The 15104-nt window shown below is 43.2% G+C and carries 15 protein-coding genes and 1 tRNA gene; 6 read left to right on the top strand and 10 right to left on the bottom strand.

The genetic code is table 11. From position 1 onward, the window contains the following. Positions 1-7: 7 nt before the first annotated feature. The 3 genes from HWQ36_RS23315 to HWQ36_RS23305 all read right to left on the bottom strand — a co-directional run bounded on the left by HWQ36_RS23315 (position 8) and on the right by HWQ36_RS23305 (position 2590). Complete coding sequence (locus HWQ36_RS23315; protein ID WP_292706893.1) at positions 8-826, bottom strand: Tic22 family protein; 819 nt, start codon at positions 824-826, stop codon at positions 8-10. A gap of 601 nt (positions 827-1427) precedes the next feature. After that, a tRNA-Pro gene (locus HWQ36_RS23310) sits at positions 1428-1501 on the bottom strand. Positions 1502-2041: 540 nt separating this feature from the next. After that, entirely contained in the window at positions 2042-2590 is a 549-nt protein-coding gene (locus HWQ36_RS23305; protein ID WP_292706891.1) for a GNAT family N-acetyltransferase, read from the bottom strand. A gap of 616 nt (positions 2591-3206) precedes the next feature. Here HWQ36_RS23305 and HWQ36_RS23300 point away from each other — a divergent pair. Both HWQ36_RS23300 and HWQ36_RS23295 read left to right on the top strand, forming a co-directional pair. Further along, positions 3207-3926 (top strand): hypothetical protein, encoded by a 720-nt coding sequence (locus HWQ36_RS23300; RefSeq protein WP_012410214.1) that lies wholly within the window; start codon positions 3207-3209, stop codon positions 3924-3926. A gap of 129 nt (positions 3927-4055) precedes the next feature. Beyond that, a complete protein-coding gene (locus HWQ36_RS23295) occupies positions 4056-4967 on the top strand; it encodes an alpha/beta hydrolase (RefSeq protein WP_292706887.1) in 912 nt (303 codons plus the stop codon). Between the two features lie 334 nt (positions 4968-5301). Here the strand turns inward: HWQ36_RS23295 and tsaD are convergent, their stop codons facing one another. Continuing rightward, complete coding sequence (tsaD, locus tag HWQ36_RS23290; protein ID WP_292706885.1) at positions 5302-6351, bottom strand: tRNA (adenosine(37)-N6)-threonylcarbamoyltransferase complex transferase subunit TsaD; 1050 nt, start codon at positions 6349-6351, stop codon at positions 5302-5304. Positions 6352-6618: 267 nt separating this feature from the next. Here tsaD and HWQ36_RS23285 point away from each other — a divergent pair, with 267 nt between their 5' ends. The 3 genes from HWQ36_RS23285 (at position 6619) to HWQ36_RS23275 (ending at position 8097) form a co-directional block, all read left to right on the top strand. Next, a complete protein-coding gene (locus HWQ36_RS23285) occupies positions 6619-7113 on the top strand; it encodes a Photosystem I reaction center subunit III (RefSeq protein WP_292706884.1) in 495 nt (164 codons plus the stop codon). A gap of 39 nt (positions 7114-7152) precedes the next feature. Then, entirely contained in the window at positions 7153-7302 is a 150-nt protein-coding gene (gene psaJ, locus HWQ36_RS23280; RefSeq protein WP_012410218.1) for a photosystem I reaction center subunit IX, read from the top strand. A gap of 273 nt (positions 7303-7575) precedes the next feature. Further along, on the top strand, positions 7576-8097 hold the full coding sequence (locus HWQ36_RS23275; RefSeq protein WP_292706879.1) for a photosystem I reaction center protein subunit XI: 522 nt from the start codon (positions 7576-7578) through the stop codon (positions 8095-8097). Positions 8098-8186: 89 nt separating this feature from the next. Here the strand turns inward: HWQ36_RS23275 and gmk are convergent, their stop codons facing one another. The 5 genes from gmk to tyrS form a co-directional block, all read right to left on the bottom strand. Then, positions 8187-8783, bottom strand: coding sequence for a guanylate kinase (gene gmk, locus HWQ36_RS23270; protein WP_292706937.1), 597 nt, complete (start codon positions 8781-8783; stop codon positions 8187-8189). Positions 8784-8948: 165 nt separating this feature from the next. Beyond that, positions 8949-9215 (bottom strand): extracellular matrix/biofilm regulator RemA, encoded by a 267-nt coding sequence (gene remA / locus HWQ36_RS23265; RefSeq protein ID WP_012410221.1) that lies wholly within the window; start codon positions 9213-9215, stop codon positions 8949-8951. A 632-nt stretch (positions 9216-9847) separates the two neighbouring features. Then, positions 9848-10573 (bottom strand): hypothetical protein, encoded by a 726-nt coding sequence (locus HWQ36_RS23260; protein ID WP_292706876.1) that lies wholly within the window; start codon positions 10571-10573, stop codon positions 9848-9850. Next, the gene (gene pyrF / locus HWQ36_RS23255; RefSeq protein ID WP_292706875.1) at positions 10570-11289 is read right to left on the bottom strand and encodes an orotidine-5'-phosphate decarboxylase; all 720 of its coding nucleotides are present in this window, start codon (positions 11287-11289) and stop codon (positions 10570-10572) included. Before pyrF ends, HWQ36_RS23260 begins: the two co-directional genes overlap by 4 nt. 21 nt (positions 11290-11310) lie before the next feature. After that, the gene (gene tyrS, locus HWQ36_RS23250) at positions 11311-12498 is read right to left on the bottom strand and encodes a tyrosine--tRNA ligase (protein ID WP_292706935.1); all 1188 of its coding nucleotides are present in this window, start codon (positions 12496-12498) and stop codon (positions 11311-11313) included. A gap of 176 nt (positions 12499-12674) precedes the next feature. Between tyrS and HWQ36_RS23245 the strand changes: the two genes are divergently transcribed. Continuing rightward, positions 12675-14600 (top strand): transglycosylase domain-containing protein, encoded by a 1926-nt coding sequence (locus tag HWQ36_RS23245; RefSeq protein WP_292706873.1) that lies wholly within the window; start codon positions 12675-12677, stop codon positions 14598-14600. Positions 14601-14671: 71 nt separating this feature from the next. On the opposite strand, the gene HWQ36_RS23240 is transcribed toward HWQ36_RS23245, so the two are convergent. Further along, complete coding sequence (locus HWQ36_RS23240) at positions 14672-14995, bottom strand: DUF1825 family protein (RefSeq protein WP_292706871.1); 324 nt, start codon at positions 14993-14995, stop codon at positions 14672-14674. Positions 14996-15104 lie beyond the last annotated feature (109 nt).

Here is a 15104-nt window from a genome sequence, read left to right as displayed (position 1 = left end):
ATAACCGTTATTTTTTCGGAGCGGGCGCAGCAGCAGGCTTGGCAGCTGGTGATTGATTCGGCGCAAGCGAGCGAATAAAACTGATGGACTCCCGCGATGGATACAGAACAATTTTATTGATACTAGGATCGCTACTGCTATTGAGAGCCTCCATAACACCGTACAAATCCACTACCTGAATTTCAGTGTTTTCTGCTTCCTTTGGCACGGCTTTTTTGAATTGGTCTAACAGAGCCACTGCTTGCTCTTTTTCAAAAAAGAACGGGATGAATCGCTCGTTGCCTTTTGCCAGGGGAATCGTCAAATAGCTATTATCTTTCTTAAATTTGGGTACAAATAAGGGAATCCCATTGAATTGCTGCCCTTTTTTACCATTTTGATTCAGCATACTTGTTGCCGAAGCTACTTGTTCTTGCGTCGGTACTAAAGTATAAATTACAGAGTCTGATTTCTTTTTGCTTTCTTGGACTATTTTATAGTAGTCTGCCAGGGATAAAGGTCTTACCTGTAAGGTGCTTGCCAATTGGGGATTTTCTTTTTTGAGCCGATTGTCAAGGAATTTTTGAGCATCTTGCTTGCTAATAAAAAATCCCACTTGTGAGATTGTCTTGGATTCGTTTTTCCTCGAAAGAACTACGAATTCACCTTTAGGATTAGTGAGGGTGAATACAGGTACTTCTTGGAGCTTTTTCACTATCTGATCTTGTGGCAACGCTACCGCCTCTAGATTGGCTATTCCCGGTAGATTGCCTATTCCTGAAAGTCCCGCTAAAAACACACTGCCAGCTATACCCAATGTTGCGCCCAAGCGAATAAATGATTTCATGACTGCTCCTCGCATCAATAATCTAATTAAATTAAACAAATGGTTGGATTTGCACAGCACCAACTAGCTTTAGTTATATAGCAATCTATTTCAGATGGGAAAAATTCATTATGCGCGTTGAGGTTGAGTGTTAAGCTTCAACGGTCAAAATCCAATATTCCCCAGCTATTGAGGGTTGCTATAGTATCGTTTTCACAAATTGACAGTACTAAAGTTGTGTTTTTCTCAATTTCGCTTTGCTATTCACCACGAAATGCTGTAGATGCCTGCTATATGTCTTCTCAAACGGTGAAAAGTTTCTTAGTCTCTCGACCTTGGATATGATAAATGCCATTCTATCGGCTTTCTCTAATATCGGGTGACGCTATTACTTAATCAATCGTTCCATTGCGCTTGCTTTAATATCTTCTCAAATCGATACAAAGCTCAGTATCAGGAATATTTTACTGCTTCAGGATGAAATTTGCTTGTTAGGCTTCAACAGTTAATCCAAAACTATAACAGGCAAATTGCTATTATCCGTAAAAATGTACAATTTAATTGCACATCGTATCAAGTAAACCTTGTCAATTTACTTTAACTATTAAAAACATTACTTAAATCGGGATGACAGGATTTGAACCTGCGGCATCCTGCTCCCAAAGCAGGCGCGCTACCAAGCTGCGCTACATCCCGGTTATACTCATCTACTTTTGGGAATTAGGTTTTAGTTTTCCATCAAAGCGATCGCGCTTTACCAAAAGTATTAAAGTCACTATATCACATAATCCGGCTTATACCTAATCTTTTTTCTCCTTTGCCAAGAACAAGATAGATTAGATTTTTACACCGATAAAGGTTTTTTGCCGACTTAGTTCTACAAGATATACACTTGCGCCCTTGTCGGCTGAAAAAAAGCAAAACTACATCAAAATAATAGATTTTCACCATTTGACCAAAGAGGCAGGGGAGCAGGGAGCAGGGGAGAAAGATTCTGGAATTCCCCTGCCATTCGGGTTTCAAGCCCCTAAATTTATTTATGCTCAAAAGGAAAAATATTTATTATGCCTACGGCACGCTGCGCGAACGAGATGCGTAGCACGAGAAATAATGCGTCCGTTTTCTTGCCCCTAAATTTATTTATGGGGTTCTCCCCCCTGCTCCCTGCCCCCTGCCCCCTTTCCTCTTCTTTGACCTGATTTTCTTGTGCAAATCGGGTTTTATTTTGATTGAGCGCTAGTGAGGATACCAGAACATGCCTTTAATGCCTTCTGGATCAGCCATAAACCCCATAGTCCGGTAGAAATCTACAACATGAGGATCGGCAAAGAGAGTGACATTACTAATTTCTTCACTCCTCAGTTTTTTGAGAACGTATTTCATCAGTGCCTTACCCAGTCCTTGACTTTGAAAGTCTGGGTGAACCACCACATCCCAAATAGTGGCATTAAACGCGTGATCTGAGGTAGCGCGGGCAAAACCAATGAGCCGCTTTTGGTTTCCTCTCACCTGCCACATTGAGGCGACAAGAAAACTATGCTCAATAGCTTTTTTCACTTTTCTTAGAGGACGACGCGACCAACCAACTGCATCACAGAGTTCTTCTAGCTCATACAGGTCAATATCTCGCTCCGTACTGAAGACGATACGAGTGTCCTTTGAAGAAGCTTCGCTAATGCTGGTAGGGTTGGAGTTGCCCGCAGCATCCACACGTTCTTCAAAGGGGTTTGTCCTAGTTGCCGCTACAGATTCAGGAGTACTAAACCAAGTTTTCCAAAAACCCATGCCAACGTGGTTCGGGTAGTATAACTAAATTGGTTTCCACTCTCAGGAGTGTTGATTCACATTTAACATAGCTACTTCCATTTGCTACCCCTTACACTCAAAGTTTTTCGGTTGTTTTCGGGATTTGCAATGGTAACAGCTATTTAGAGCGTGTTTCACACCAATCATTTTCAACTTTAGCATTTTGTTGTAAAGGCTAGGAGAAATTCCCCAAAAGTCAGGATATAAACTAATTCAAAATTAAAAATCACTTCTTGTTCACTTCATCCTCTTACTTGCTAAAGGAATTGGACACCGAAGTTATGATGGTCACAAGCCTCTGCTTAAAATGCAAAATTTAATATGGAAAACCAAATCCTGACAATTGCTCGTATAGAGCTTAAATGCAGGTTAGCTTAGGAGTGAATTGTAAGTAGGTTGACGCAATTAAAGCTAACTGGCAAGGGTTGTCCTTTGTCATTAGTAAGGATTTTAAGCCTGTTTACGTTTCGTAACATAATTTGGTTTATTTCTACCAACTTACTTATACAAGAGATTGAGTATTTGGGAAAATTCTTCCCTAGTCCCCAGCCCCTAGTCCCCAGGTGATGAAAGCAAGCGAGTCTTACCCTTAACAATGGCTTCTGGTTTAAAATCTTCAACACTGGAACTCCTAAAGCGCTTTAACCGAGCGTTTCCCCAGTTTTATGAGCAATTCGTCAGCAGTGAGATTCAACTGCAAAATTTGCGCCTAGCCTACCGTCTGTATAAAACTAGACGCGCTGTGATTGAACTGAAACCGGAAGGTAGTAAAAGTGCTTTGCATTTTGCTTACCGTAACCAGTCTTTTCTCCTCAGCGATATTTTTGGTGTACTAGCAGCTTATGGGTTGACTATTCACGGTCTCAGTCTATACGGTCAGATCCGTCCGCCAATGTTAGTTTTTATCAAATTGTTGGTATCTCGTGGTAGTAAAGCCTTGACCGAGAAAACCGCAGAAAATGTCTGTCGCGCCATCCGCGAGGCTTTAGGAGGTCGGTTTGAGGTAGAAGAGATGCTGGCAGTAGAATTCAATCTTGATACTGGCTTAGAGCAGGTACAAACTGAGTTCTATGTCGATCCGGTCTTTCATCTCCCTGCCCTAGTGATTGAAGCCGATAATCAACCAGGATTATTCTACAAAGTGATGTACGCCATCTGGCAGGAAGACCTGCTGGTAGTCAATGCCAATTTATTGGTTTGGCGTGGGCGTACACGGCTAATTCTCTACTTGTTGGGGCCGAATGAAAGCCTCATTCCTGAATATCTCGGTCACAAAATTGCCGAAGGGGTGCGACAGAGGTTGCTGGGGAAATGAAAAAAGTTAGGAGTTATGAGTTAAATAATTCGTAATTCGTAATTCGTAATTCGTAATTAGAAATTAATAACTTCTAACTCTTTGCACTCCGTATTTAGTCGCACCCGCCCTTCGGGGTACGATATAAGTATGGCAACTATTGAAATCTTGGGCGTTCCACACGCATACGAGCTAACGGCTCCCACTTCCTGCCCCCACGCTTTAGTATTTATCCACGGTTGGCTCAATAGCTGTGGATATTGGCAACCTGTGATTTCCCGCCTATCAGATGATTTGCAGTGCCTTTCTTATGATTTGCGGGGTTTTGGTGAATCCCAATCTCAAGTAAAAACCGATTTTAGTCGGGCACAAACGTCTCTAAGTCTGATGCCCATCTCGAATAGTGTGCTTGGTTCACCAATCGATTCTCTTTATACTCCTGCTGCCTATGCTCAGGATTTAGCCATTCTCCTAAAACAGCTGAATATTACTAGTGCTTGGCTAATTGGTCACTCCTTGGGAGGTACGATCGCTCTTTGGGGAGCAGATCAAATGCCTGAGTGTGTTAAGGGAGTTATCTGTATCAACGCTGGTGGTGGTATTTATCTCAAAGAAGCCTTTGAGCAGTTTCGCTCGGCGGGTCAGAAATTTTTGCAAGTCCGTCCACGTTGGCTGTCCCAAGTGCCTTTAATTGATTTGCTGTTTACTAGAGCCAGTGTAGTTCGTCCTTTAGAGCGCCATTGGGCACGTCAGAGGCTGATTGATTTCGTTGTGGCTGACCCAGAGGCAGCGTTAGGAACTCTGTTAGATTCCACAACGGAGGAAGAAATCAATCGTTTACCTGAGCTAGTATCGCAACTGAAGCAGCCAGTTTATTTTTTGGCTGGTGCTGAGGATAAGGTTATGGAACCCAAGTATGTGCGCCATTTAGCGAGCTTTCACAGATTGTTCCAATATTGTGGTGACAATGTTCTGGAAATTCCTAATTGCGGACATCTGGCTATGTTGGAACAGCCGGATGAAGTGGCCGATCGCATTCGGTCGATAGTCATTAGTCATTAGTCATTAGTCACTTGTACTGAGCGAAGCCGAAGTATTGGTCATTGGTCATTGGTGGTTACAACTAAGAGGATGTTTGAAAAGTGTTTCGCTGTGACTTAAGCACTTTTAGATCCCCCCTAACCCACGCCAGTCGCTCCACTACAGCGCTTCGCGCATCCTGCGGCGGGGGAGACCCCAAGACCGCGCTGGCTCCCCTTAAAAAGGGGGGAACCGGAATCAAAGTCTCCCAATTTATCGGGAGATTTAGAGGGATCTAAAATTTTTGATCTCAACAAGAGGACTTTTCAAACATCCTCTAACAAAGGACAAATGACAAATGACAAAGGACAAATGACTATTCAAGAGAGTGATATAACTTCATCACCTGGGTCAGCGCTAACCTAGACTCAACGCCTAGTGTGAGGGGCGATGTATGACCATGAGATAGATGATCGGCGGCGGCACAGCCGATCATGGCGGCGTTATCTGTACAGAATTTCAGAGGTGGGAATAGGACGCGGAGGTTATGTTGAATGGCGGCGGCTTGGAGGTTTTTTCTTAATCCGCTATTAGCTGCTACACCGCCACCAATGGCAATTGTATCTAAACCATAGTCTAGGGCACAGGCGATCGCTCTTTTGGTTAGCGATCGCGCTACGGTTTCCTGAAAGCTAGCTGCTACATCTGCCACTGGCACTTGTCCACCATCTTTCTCTAATTGCTGCACTAAACGCAATACAGCCGTTTTTAACCCACTAAAACTCGCATCATAGCGATGAAACCCCCCACCAGGTAAAGAAACTTTTCCTTCTGGTAGAGCAAAGGCTTGAGAATTTCCCTGTTGTGCCAACTTGTCAATTACTGGCCCACCCGGATAACCCAGCTTTAATAATCGCGCCACTTTATCAAAGGCTTCACCCGCAGCATCATCACGGGTTTGCCCCAGCGTTTCGTATATACCACAATCTTTTACGAAAATCAAGCTTGTATGTCCGCCAGAAACTAATAAACTCAAGAAAGGGGGATTTAAACTTGACTCGCTTAAGTAAGTTGCATAAATGTGACCTTCGAGGTGATGAACTCCCAAAAATGGCTTGTTATGTACCATTGCTAGGGTTTTGGCAGCAGTTAAGCCTACTAAAAGCGCTCCTACGAGTCCAGGGGCACAGGTGGCGGCAATTGCGTCAATTTGTCCCCAGTCTAGTTGGGCTTGCTCTAGGGCTTGTGCGATCGCAACATTTATCGTTTCCAAGTGCTGGCGAGACGCGACTTCTGGCACTACCCCGCCATACTGCTGATGGACTGGAATTTGCGAGGCTACAATACTGCTGCAAACTTTACGATTGTTAACAATTGCGACGGCAGTTTCATCACAGCTGGTTTCTATTGCTAAAACGGTTGTCATTTCAAGTAACGAGTGCTGAGTCTGGAATCCAGAGTAATCAAAAGAAAATCTTGCTTCTTTACTACCCTACAACAACAATTCTTATACTCAGCCCTCAAGACTTGGCACTCCATTTTGGTTGAGAAGCTTTAACTTTTATTTACTTAAACTTTACTCGGTTCCCACCCAAGAGTATGATGACTTCCTAGTTATGCAAATAAACAACTGTACAAGCCGCTTCGTTTTGTACAAAGAACTTCTTGTTTTGTAATAAAAGGAAACAACTCTATGCGACGATTGTTTGCTTTGATGTTAGCGATTTGTCTTTGGTTCAATTTTGCCTCCCCAGCACAAGCTTTAGGGGCTAATTTGACACCGTGCAAGGACAATCCCGCTTTTCAAGAGCTAGCAGCTAATGCCCGTAATACTACCGCCGATCCCCAATCAGGAAAAAAGCGGTTTGAGCGTTATTCTCAGGCACTGTGCGGCCCTGAAGGCTACCCCCACTTAATTGTTGATGGTCGTCTAGATCGGGCTGGTGACTTTTTGATCCCCAGCATTCTGTTTCTATATATTGCCGGTTGGATTGGCTGGGTAGGTCGTGCCTACTTGCAAGCGATCAAAAAGGAATCTGATACTGAACTCAAAGAAATCCAAATCGATCTTGGTTTGGCACTACCCATAATGGCATCAGGCTTTGCTTGGCCAGCAGCAGCAGTGCAAGAATTACTCTCTGGTAAATTAGCAGCCAAAGATTCAGAAATCCCCATTTCCCCACGCTAAATCAGCTTAACTAATTCATTCGTTTTGGAGACTAAATTCATGGCAGACAAAGGCGATCAATCATCATATTTGATTAAGTTTATTTCCACAGCACCTGTGGCAGCTACCATCTGGCTGACAATCACAGCAGGTATCTTGATTGAATTCAACCGCTTTTTCCCAGACTTACTTTTCCACCCACTGCCATAAGTGGAAAAAGGGATTTAGCACAGTTAAATTTCTTGTGTTTTTCCTAAAATTATGTAGTTGATATATTCAGCTTAGTTAAGCAGAGTTATCAGCAGAATAGGCAGCACAAAGAGTTTTTTGAAACTCGTGATCCTGTTTACAGATCGCGAGTTTCACACTTTTAAAAGTAGCTAAATTAATTTTTCTAAACTTCTTAGCCAAAAAACATCTTTGGCTACAATTATTATTAATATAAAAATGCCACCATTTTAAATTTAGAGGCGAACATAAAATATGGCACAAGCTGTAGACGCATCAAAGAATCTCCCCAGCGATCCCAGAAATCGGGAAGTTGTTTTCCCTGCATTCCGCGATCCGCAACTGGGCAATCTAGAAACCCCGGTTAATGCTTCTCCCTTGAGCAAGTGGTTCATTAATAACTTACCTGCCTATCGTCCAGGTCTGTCTCCTGCTAGACGCGGTTTAGAAGTTGGACAGGCTCATGGCTACTTGCTATTTGGCCCCTTCGCCAAATTGGGCCCACTGCGGGATACAGCTAACGCTAACTTGGCTGGGTTACTGGGAGCCATCGGCTTAGTGGTTTTGCTCACCGCTTGTCTATCCTTGTATGCCAATAGCAATCCACCTAAAGCACTTCCTAGCGTTACCGTACCCAATCCCCCGGTAGATGCTTTTAACTCTAAAGAAAGCTGGAACAACTTTACCAGTTCTTTCTTGATTGGTGGTATTGGTGGTGCAGTAGTTGCCTACTTTTTGACTAGTAACCTGGGAATAATTCAAGGTTTATTTGGTTAATTTAGAAATGAAGAGTTAGGAGTTAGAAGTTAGAATTTATGATTTTAAACTCCTAACTCCTGTACAGACGCGATTAATCGCGTCTCTCCTTAATTGAACAAAACCGTTTCAATGTCATTTAAAGCAGTTTCAAAATCGTCATTAACGATTTGAATATCAAATTCGTCTGCGGCTTGAATTTCTTCTTGGGCGCGGAGTAGACGACGGGCGATCGCTTCTTCAGAGTCTTGGGCGCGATCGCGTATCCGTTTCTCCAATTCATCAAAAGAAGGCGGTAAAATAAAAATGCTCAGGGCACTGGGGAAGGAAACACGAATTTGTCTTGCGCCTTCTAACTCGATTTCCAGCACTACCAACTTGCCAGATTGAATTTGGTTAAGTACAGCTTCACGGGGAGTGCCGTAATAGTTACCAGCAAATTCTGCCCATTCTAAAAATTCACCTTCAGCCACTAATTGTTCAAATTTACTACGGCTGACAAAGTAATAATTTTTGCCATCGATTTCCCCTGGACGGGGAGAACGAGTCGTTGCGGATACGGAAAAATAAAGTTCTGGATGACGTTGTAGGAGCGATCGCATTAAAGTGCCTTTACCAACCCCACTAGGGCCAGTCAAAACAATCAACCTGCCTAAATGTAAGCATTCTTCGGTGGTAGCACTACTCTGGATGGGTAAAACTGGCATTATCCCCTCAACATGTGAATCAATCAATAGATATTATTCATTAGTCTTGTGTTCCCGGCCAAGTCCACTAGTGACTAAGGAATATGTAGCAAGGGTGACAGAAAACTTATCTAATTCACATCGTACTGCTGATGCGGTACAAAGAGGAGTAGCAATAATCTACTGTTAATTATCTACAGTTTGATGATCGCGGGAAATCACAAAGCGATTCGCTACCGTTTCCGGCTGAATTGCTGATAGAATTACGTGGCTGGAATCGGTGATAATTACAGCTCTAGTCCGACGACCGTAAGTTGCATCAATCAGTTGACCTCTGTCCCGCGCATCGGTAATAATCCGCTTAATCGGGGCAGATTCTGGACTGACAATTGCAACTACTCGGTTAGCAGACACAATGTTACCAAAGCCGATGTTGATTAATTGAATCTCCATAAAAAACTAACGCCAAAGGCGGTTTGAGAAGCTTGAAATAAACTTATTTCTATGTTATCGCCAAAAAATGGGAGTTACAACGCTTAAATTAAAGCCAGCCTTCGTTTTTAAATAATGTCTGCTTTTTTTTGCTGTTTATTGCCTAAACTTGGTGAAAATCTTCCCAAAGACATAGGCGCAATTTCACTGATACAAGCTAGTTAGATGATGTACATTTATTTTGTTTACAACAATTATCTAGGTCGAAAATTGATGGAGATCAAAATCGACTTTTTGCAGAGGTAGCGAAAAGGGAAAAGGGTAATAAAAATCTCTTTCCCCCTTTTGCAAAAGCATACTTTTAGTGCTTTTCGTTTGGGGACTTTCAACAAATAAATTATCCAATCTTGTGGGGTGGGCAACATGAGCGCCTTGGACTATGGGCAGGCAGGATGCCCACCCCACAAGAAGTAGTTGAGTTGTGTAGGTTGGGTTGAGGAACGAAACCCAACATTATTAACCATTTGTTGGGTTTCGCTATTGCTCAACCCAACCTACTATTTTTCTTAACTGAACCGTATTGGACTATAGGCGGGCAGGATGCCCACCCCACAAGAAGTAGTTGAGTATTTTTTGGCTATCAGCCCATAACTTCAGTTCTGGGCGGGATATCGTCCACCATTTACAGCACGCATCCGTCGGACACTTCCAGCTTGGCAATCGCGTAACCAAGTATTAACCCCTTGGGCAACAGTACCATTACTACTATCGCGGGGCGGGGATAATGGCTGCTGTGCTGAATTGGAACCAGTTTGAGAAAACATCATTACTAAATGCCAACCAGTTGTAGTTTTAGTCAACAACAACCAGTGGAACTCCTGTAATTCGATCGCTTTCTTGCCTATGTACTGCCGCTCCAAGGTAGTAAAGAAAACTTGCTCAACTCCTGATGCAGAGCTTTTAGACGCATCTGCACTATATTCTTCCAGGTTAAGGGGCAGAGGAGTAAACTCTGGTCTTCCTGCCACTAACATATAACTATAAATATCACTTTTTCTGCTAAGGCGACGGGCGCGTTGACTAGCGCGATTTGTATAACTAGGTAAATCTTGGAGTAGCTGTATAGTTAATGTTTCTAAATTTTGCTCAGAACAGAAAGACTTCGCCCCGTCGTTGACATTTTCCTTTTCTGCTAGCGCCGAGGGGTTAGGGGTGAGGTTTTTCGAGAACGCTGGGTAAGTAAGGCTATTTGATACTAAAACCCAGAAGCCACAAGCTAAAAGCCAACTATAATTTTTCTTCTTGAGCGAAGAGGCAAGATTTTTCTCCCTTACACCCTGCACTCTGTCTCCCAGTTTCTCACTGACTCTTAACTTCATGCCACTGTGGTTAACTCCTCAGAAATCCTCTTCCAGGCTAATTCCGGATCAGTAGCAGCCGTGATGGGACGGCCAATTACGAGATAATCTGCACCAGCAATCATTGCTTGGGCTGGAGTGAGCGATCGCTTTTGATCGCCTTTTTCTGCCCAATTTGGTCTAACGCCGGGACAAACTAGCAAAAAGTCATCTCCACAAGTTTCTCGCAACTGTGCCGCCTCTTGAGGCGAACAAACTGCCCCATCCAATCCCGCCTCTTGAGCCATTAATGCCATTTCTAGAGCGTATTCTGGTAATTCTAGGGGAATTTTTAAATCAAACGCTAACTGCCTAGTAGAAATGCTCGTTAACAAAGTAATAGCAATTAACTTAGGCGGTTTTACACCCGCTTGGGCTGCTCCTTCTTGTGCTGCCTCGGTTGCAGCTTTGAGAGCTTCTATACCAGATGTCGCATGAATTGTCAATAAATCTACCCCATATTTAGCTGCACTACGACAAGCACCGGCGACAGTGTTCGGGATATCGTGAAACTTTAAATCTAGGAAGATTCGTTTTTCCTTGGACTTTAGGACTTCCAAAATTTTCGGGCCAGTGCTGGTAAACAACTCTAAGCCTACTTTCCACCAAACCACTTGCGGAAGTTGATCTATAAGAGCGATCGCACTTTGTTCATCCGGCACATCCAAAGGCACTATAACTCGTTGCTCTGCGTTCATTTGCGATTCCCTACTTCCCATTTAAGGCACTAAACGCACAAACTTATTTTTCCCAACTTGTAAAACCTTACCTTGTAACTGGGCAGAATCGGCAAAAGTAGTATCAACATCGGTAATGCGATCGCCATCTATACGCACCCCACCTTCTTGAATTTTTCGCTTACCTTCCCCTGTACTTTTGCATAAGCCAGTGACGTTGAGAATATAGGCTAATTTAGCCGGATGCGATACCTCAGCTAGAGAAAATTCGGGAACTGTACCTTCCTTTCCGCCACTTTGGGCTGCAACTTTTGCTTCTTGGGCGGCTGTTTCGCCGTGGTACTGCTTGACAACTTCCCATGCTAAAAGTGTTTGGCGATCGCGGGGATTTTCTGGCAGATTATCCAAAGGTAAATCCGTCAGCAGTTCAAAATATTGTGACAGCAAATTATCTGGAACTCCTTGTAACTTCTGATATTTTTGCCCCGGATGTTCCGACAACCCAATATAATTACCTAAAGACTTGGACATTTTTTGCACCCCATCCGTGCCAATCAAAATTGGCAGCAGCATCCCAAACTGGGGCATTTGACCAAAATGGCGCTGCAAATCTCTGCCCACAGCGATGTTAAATTTCTGATCAGTCCCTCCTAATTCCACATCTGCTTCAACAGCAACGGAATCGAAACCTTGCATTAACGGGTATAGGAACTCATGGATAAAAATCGGATTCTCTTTCTTATAGCGATCGGCAAATCCTTCTTTCGCCAACATCTGCCCCACCGTCATCGTCGAGAGTAACTCCAAAATTTTCTCTAAGTTAAGTCCAGAGAGCCATTCTGAGTTATAACGCACCTCTAACCTTCCTGGTGTGTCAAAATCCAAGATAGGACGTACTTGGTCAAGATAAGTCTGGGCATTTTGGGCGACATCTGCTTCTGTAAGCTGGCGACGCACCTCAGATTTCCCAGTCGGATCGCCAATGCGTGCTGTAAAATCGCCAATAATTAGAACTGCTATATGGCCAGCATCTTGAAACGCTCGCAGTTTTCGTACTGGTATGCTATGACCAAGATGAATATCAGTACCAGTAGGGTCAATCCCCAACTTGATCCTCAAAGGTTTGTTTGTAGTTGCCAAACGCTTTTCTAGAGTTTCACTGTTAACATCAACTGGTTGTGGAAAAACTTCTACAACACCACGACGCAGCCAAGCAAAATCTTGCGTCATACTAAGAGACTCATCATTATTAGCTATGTTTTGCCCACTAGAAGTTAAGTTGGTTATAAACACTTGCAATTTATCCACTTTCTCATCTGCCAAACTACTATAATTGCAAAAAATTAACCGCCTTGCTTCGTCCAATCAATTACAGTTAAATTTATAAGTGAGGAAGTGAAATCGCCGTGTCGTCTTCTAGGACTTTTGAAGATAAACAGCCACAACGTCGGGCTTCATCGGGTTTTGAGTTTTTGAAAGGAGTTGGTCAGGTAACTGGCGGCACTCTGCTTTCAATTACCATGTTGGCAAGTTCCATTGTAGCCGGAGGACTGGTTGGTTTAGCCATCAGTTTCCGTAATTTGCCAGATGTAAGACAGCTACGTAACTTCTTTCCCTCAGAAACAACTTACATCTATGACGTTAAAGGTAAACTTTTAACGAGTATCCACGGGGAAGCCAACCGGGAAGTCGTACCTCTGGATAGAATTTCTCCGAACTTAAAACGGGCGGTATTAGCAAGTGAAGATAGTCACTTCTACGATCACCACGGTATTAACCCCACTGGTGTTGGCCGGGCTATAGTAGTTAACGCTGTAGCAGGTGGAGTCAAAGAGGGTGGCTCTACTGTTACTATGCAGTTGGTAAAAAACCTATTTTTGTCTCAAAAGCGTGCCTTTACCCGCAAGTTAGCGGAGGCAGTGCTGGCAATCAGGCTAGAGCAAATTCTTACCAAAGACCAAATTTTAGAAATGTACCTCAATCAAGTTTATTGGGGTCATAACAATTATGGTGTACAAACGGCAGCCCGCAGTTACTTTAATAAGTCATCAGAATATTTGAGCTTGGGTGAATCAGCAATGATGGCGGGTTTGATCCAAGCACCAGAAGAATTCAGCCCCTTTGTGAGCATGAAGCTGGCAAAACAGAAACAAAAAGAAGTGCTGGGGCGGATGCTGGAATTAAACTGGATCAACCAGTCAGAGTATGACAATGCCCTCAAGCAGGAAATAAAACTTGGTAGAATCAAATCTTTTCAAGGTAGTGCCCTACCTTATGTAACCAACACTGTAGCGCAGGAATTGGCTAAGAAGTTTGGGCGTGAGACATTACTCAAAGGTGGGATGCGGGTGCAAACTACAGTTGATACTAAGTTCCAAATAATGGCAGAGGAAACCGTAGTTAAGTGGCATAAAAGACTTTTAGATCAGGGATTATCTAAGAACCAAATGGCCCTGGTGTCAATTGATCCGCGCACACATTTTATCAAAGCATTGGTGGGCGGTATAGATCCTAAGACCAGTGAGTTCAATCGTGCAACTCAAGCTCAACGCCAGCCCGGATCTTCTTTTAAACCATTTGTATACTATACTGCTTTTTCTACTGGTAAGTATACGCCAGATTCAACGGTGGTAGATGCCCCAGTTAGCTATCGAGATGGTAACGGTTGGTACTTTCCCAGAAATTACGATAACAGTTTTAGGGGATCGATGCCGATTCGCACAGCTTTAGCCCAGTCACGTAACATTCCCGTGATCAAGATTGGTAAGGCTGTAGGGATGAATAGAGTGATCGAAACTTGTCGTACCTTGGGTATTATGAGTCCGATGGAACCTGTTACTTCCTTGCCTCTAGGTGCAATTGGTGTAACACCTCTGGAAATGGCTAGTGCTTATGCGACTTTTGCTAATTATGGCTGGCAGTCACCACCAACTGTAATTGCCCGTGTCACTGATAGTAGTGGTAACGTATTGCTAGATAATACTCCCAAGCCTCAGCTAGTTCTCGATCCTTGGGCATCAGCAGCAATTATTGATGTGATGCGATCGGTAATTTCTGAAGGTACTGGTAAAGGTGCTGCTATCGGTCGGCCAGCCGCCGGTAAGACGGGAACAACATCATCAGAAAAGGATATTTGGTTTGTTGGTACTGTGCCACAGTTAACAACTGCGGTTTGGGTAGGCAGAGACGACAACAGACAACTAGCTGACCATGCAACAGGTGGTGTTATGGTCGCTCCCATCTGGAAAGATTTTATGGAGAAGGCACTTAAGAACACACCTGTAGAAAACTTCAAGCCACCTTCACAGTTTTCTCGTCCCAAGTCACAATAATTTTGGATTTTGGATTTTGGATTTTGGATTTTGGATTTTGGATTGGCAATTAATCCAAAATCTAAAATTAACTAAGTCTGTTTTTCTAGCTCGGCTTTCATCCGTTCTAAAGTCAGGTGCATTTGGTCAAACATTTGTTGCGGAGTGACACCAAATTGACCTAATTGCGTTTTCAGTTGTTCTACGGTCATTTGTGCCATGAAATCTTCTGATAGCTCGAAGCGCTTCATAAAGATGCGATACCGATCCATCATGGCTTCCATTTGCTCAATAAACAGCTTTTTGCCATCGCGGTCAAATTTGCCGTAGTTGTTACCAAGCTTGATTAGCGCTTGATAATCTTCAAAAAGTTGTTTTGCTTCTTGCTGAATTATCTCAGAATCGAAGAATCCCATATTGCTTATATTAAACTGAGCGCCCAGACTCAGTAGCTTAATAGTTTTACTTCTATTTATTATTTTAGTCTAGGTGAGTAATCTAGTGACGAAGCTTCGGTTTTAGTAC

The sequence above is a fragment of the Nostoc sp. NMS2 genome (assembly GCF_017115105.1).
Taxonomy (GTDB): Bacteria; Cyanobacteriota; Cyanobacteriia; order Cyanobacteriales; family Nostocaceae; genus Nostoc.
The sequence above is the reverse complement of the archived record's forward strand: the minus strand, read 5'-3'. Positions and strand labels throughout refer to the sequence as shown.

What these genes read in the sequence shown, in the direction of transcription:
- HWQ36_RS23295 (WP_292706887.1), top strand. Translation starts at nt 4,056, where the DNA reads ATGGCAACTATTGAAATCTTGGGCGTTCCACACGCATACGAGCTAACG.
- HWQ36_RS23240 (WP_292706871.1), bottom strand. Translation starts at nt 14,995, where the DNA reads ATGGGATTCTTCGATTCTGAGATAATTCAGCAAGAAGCAAAACAACTT.
- HWQ36_RS23285 (WP_292706884.1), top strand. Translation starts at nt 6,619, where the DNA reads ATGCGACGATTGTTTGCTTTGATGTTAGCGATTTGTCTTTGGTTCAAT.
- HWQ36_RS23305 (WP_292706891.1), bottom strand. Translation starts at nt 2,590, where the DNA reads ATGGGTTTTTGGAAAACTTGGTTTAGTACTCCTGAATCTGTAGCGGCA.
- remA (WP_012410221.1), bottom strand. Translation starts at nt 9,215, where the DNA reads ATGGAGATTCAATTAATCAACATCGGCTTTGGTAACATTGTGTCTGCT.
- psaJ (WP_012410218.1), top strand. Translation starts at nt 7,153, where the DNA reads ATGGCAGACAAAGGCGATCAATCATCATATTTGATTAAGTTTATTTCC.
- HWQ36_RS23300 (WP_012410214.1), top strand. Translation starts at nt 3,207, where the DNA reads ATGGCTTCTGGTTTAAAATCTTCAACACTGGAACTCCTAAAGCGCTTT.
- HWQ36_RS23260 (WP_292706876.1), bottom strand. Translation starts at nt 10,573, where the DNA reads ATGAAGTTAAGAGTCAGTGAGAAACTGGGAGACAGAGTGCAGGGTGTA.
- pyrF (WP_292706875.1), bottom strand. Translation starts at nt 11,289, where the DNA reads ATGAACGCAGAGCAACGAGTTATAGTGCCTTTGGATGTGCCGGATGAA.
- HWQ36_RS23315 (WP_292706893.1), bottom strand. Translation starts at nt 826, where the DNA reads ATGAAATCATTTATTCGCTTGGGCGCAACATTGGGTATAGCTGGCAGT.
- tsaD (WP_292706885.1), bottom strand. Translation starts at nt 6,351, where the DNA reads ATGACAACCGTTTTAGCAATAGAAACCAGCTGTGATGAAACTGCCGTC.
- HWQ36_RS23275 (WP_292706879.1), top strand. Translation starts at nt 7,576, where the DNA reads ATGGCACAAGCTGTAGACGCATCAAAGAATCTCCCCAGCGATCCCAGA.
- tyrS (WP_292706935.1), bottom strand. Translation starts at nt 12,498, where the DNA reads ATGACGCAAGATTTTGCTTGGCTGCGTCGTGGTGTTGTAGAAGTTTTT.
- gmk (WP_292706937.1), bottom strand. Translation starts at nt 8,783, where the DNA reads ATGCCAGTTTTACCCATCCAGAGTAGTGCTACCACCGAAGAATGCTTA.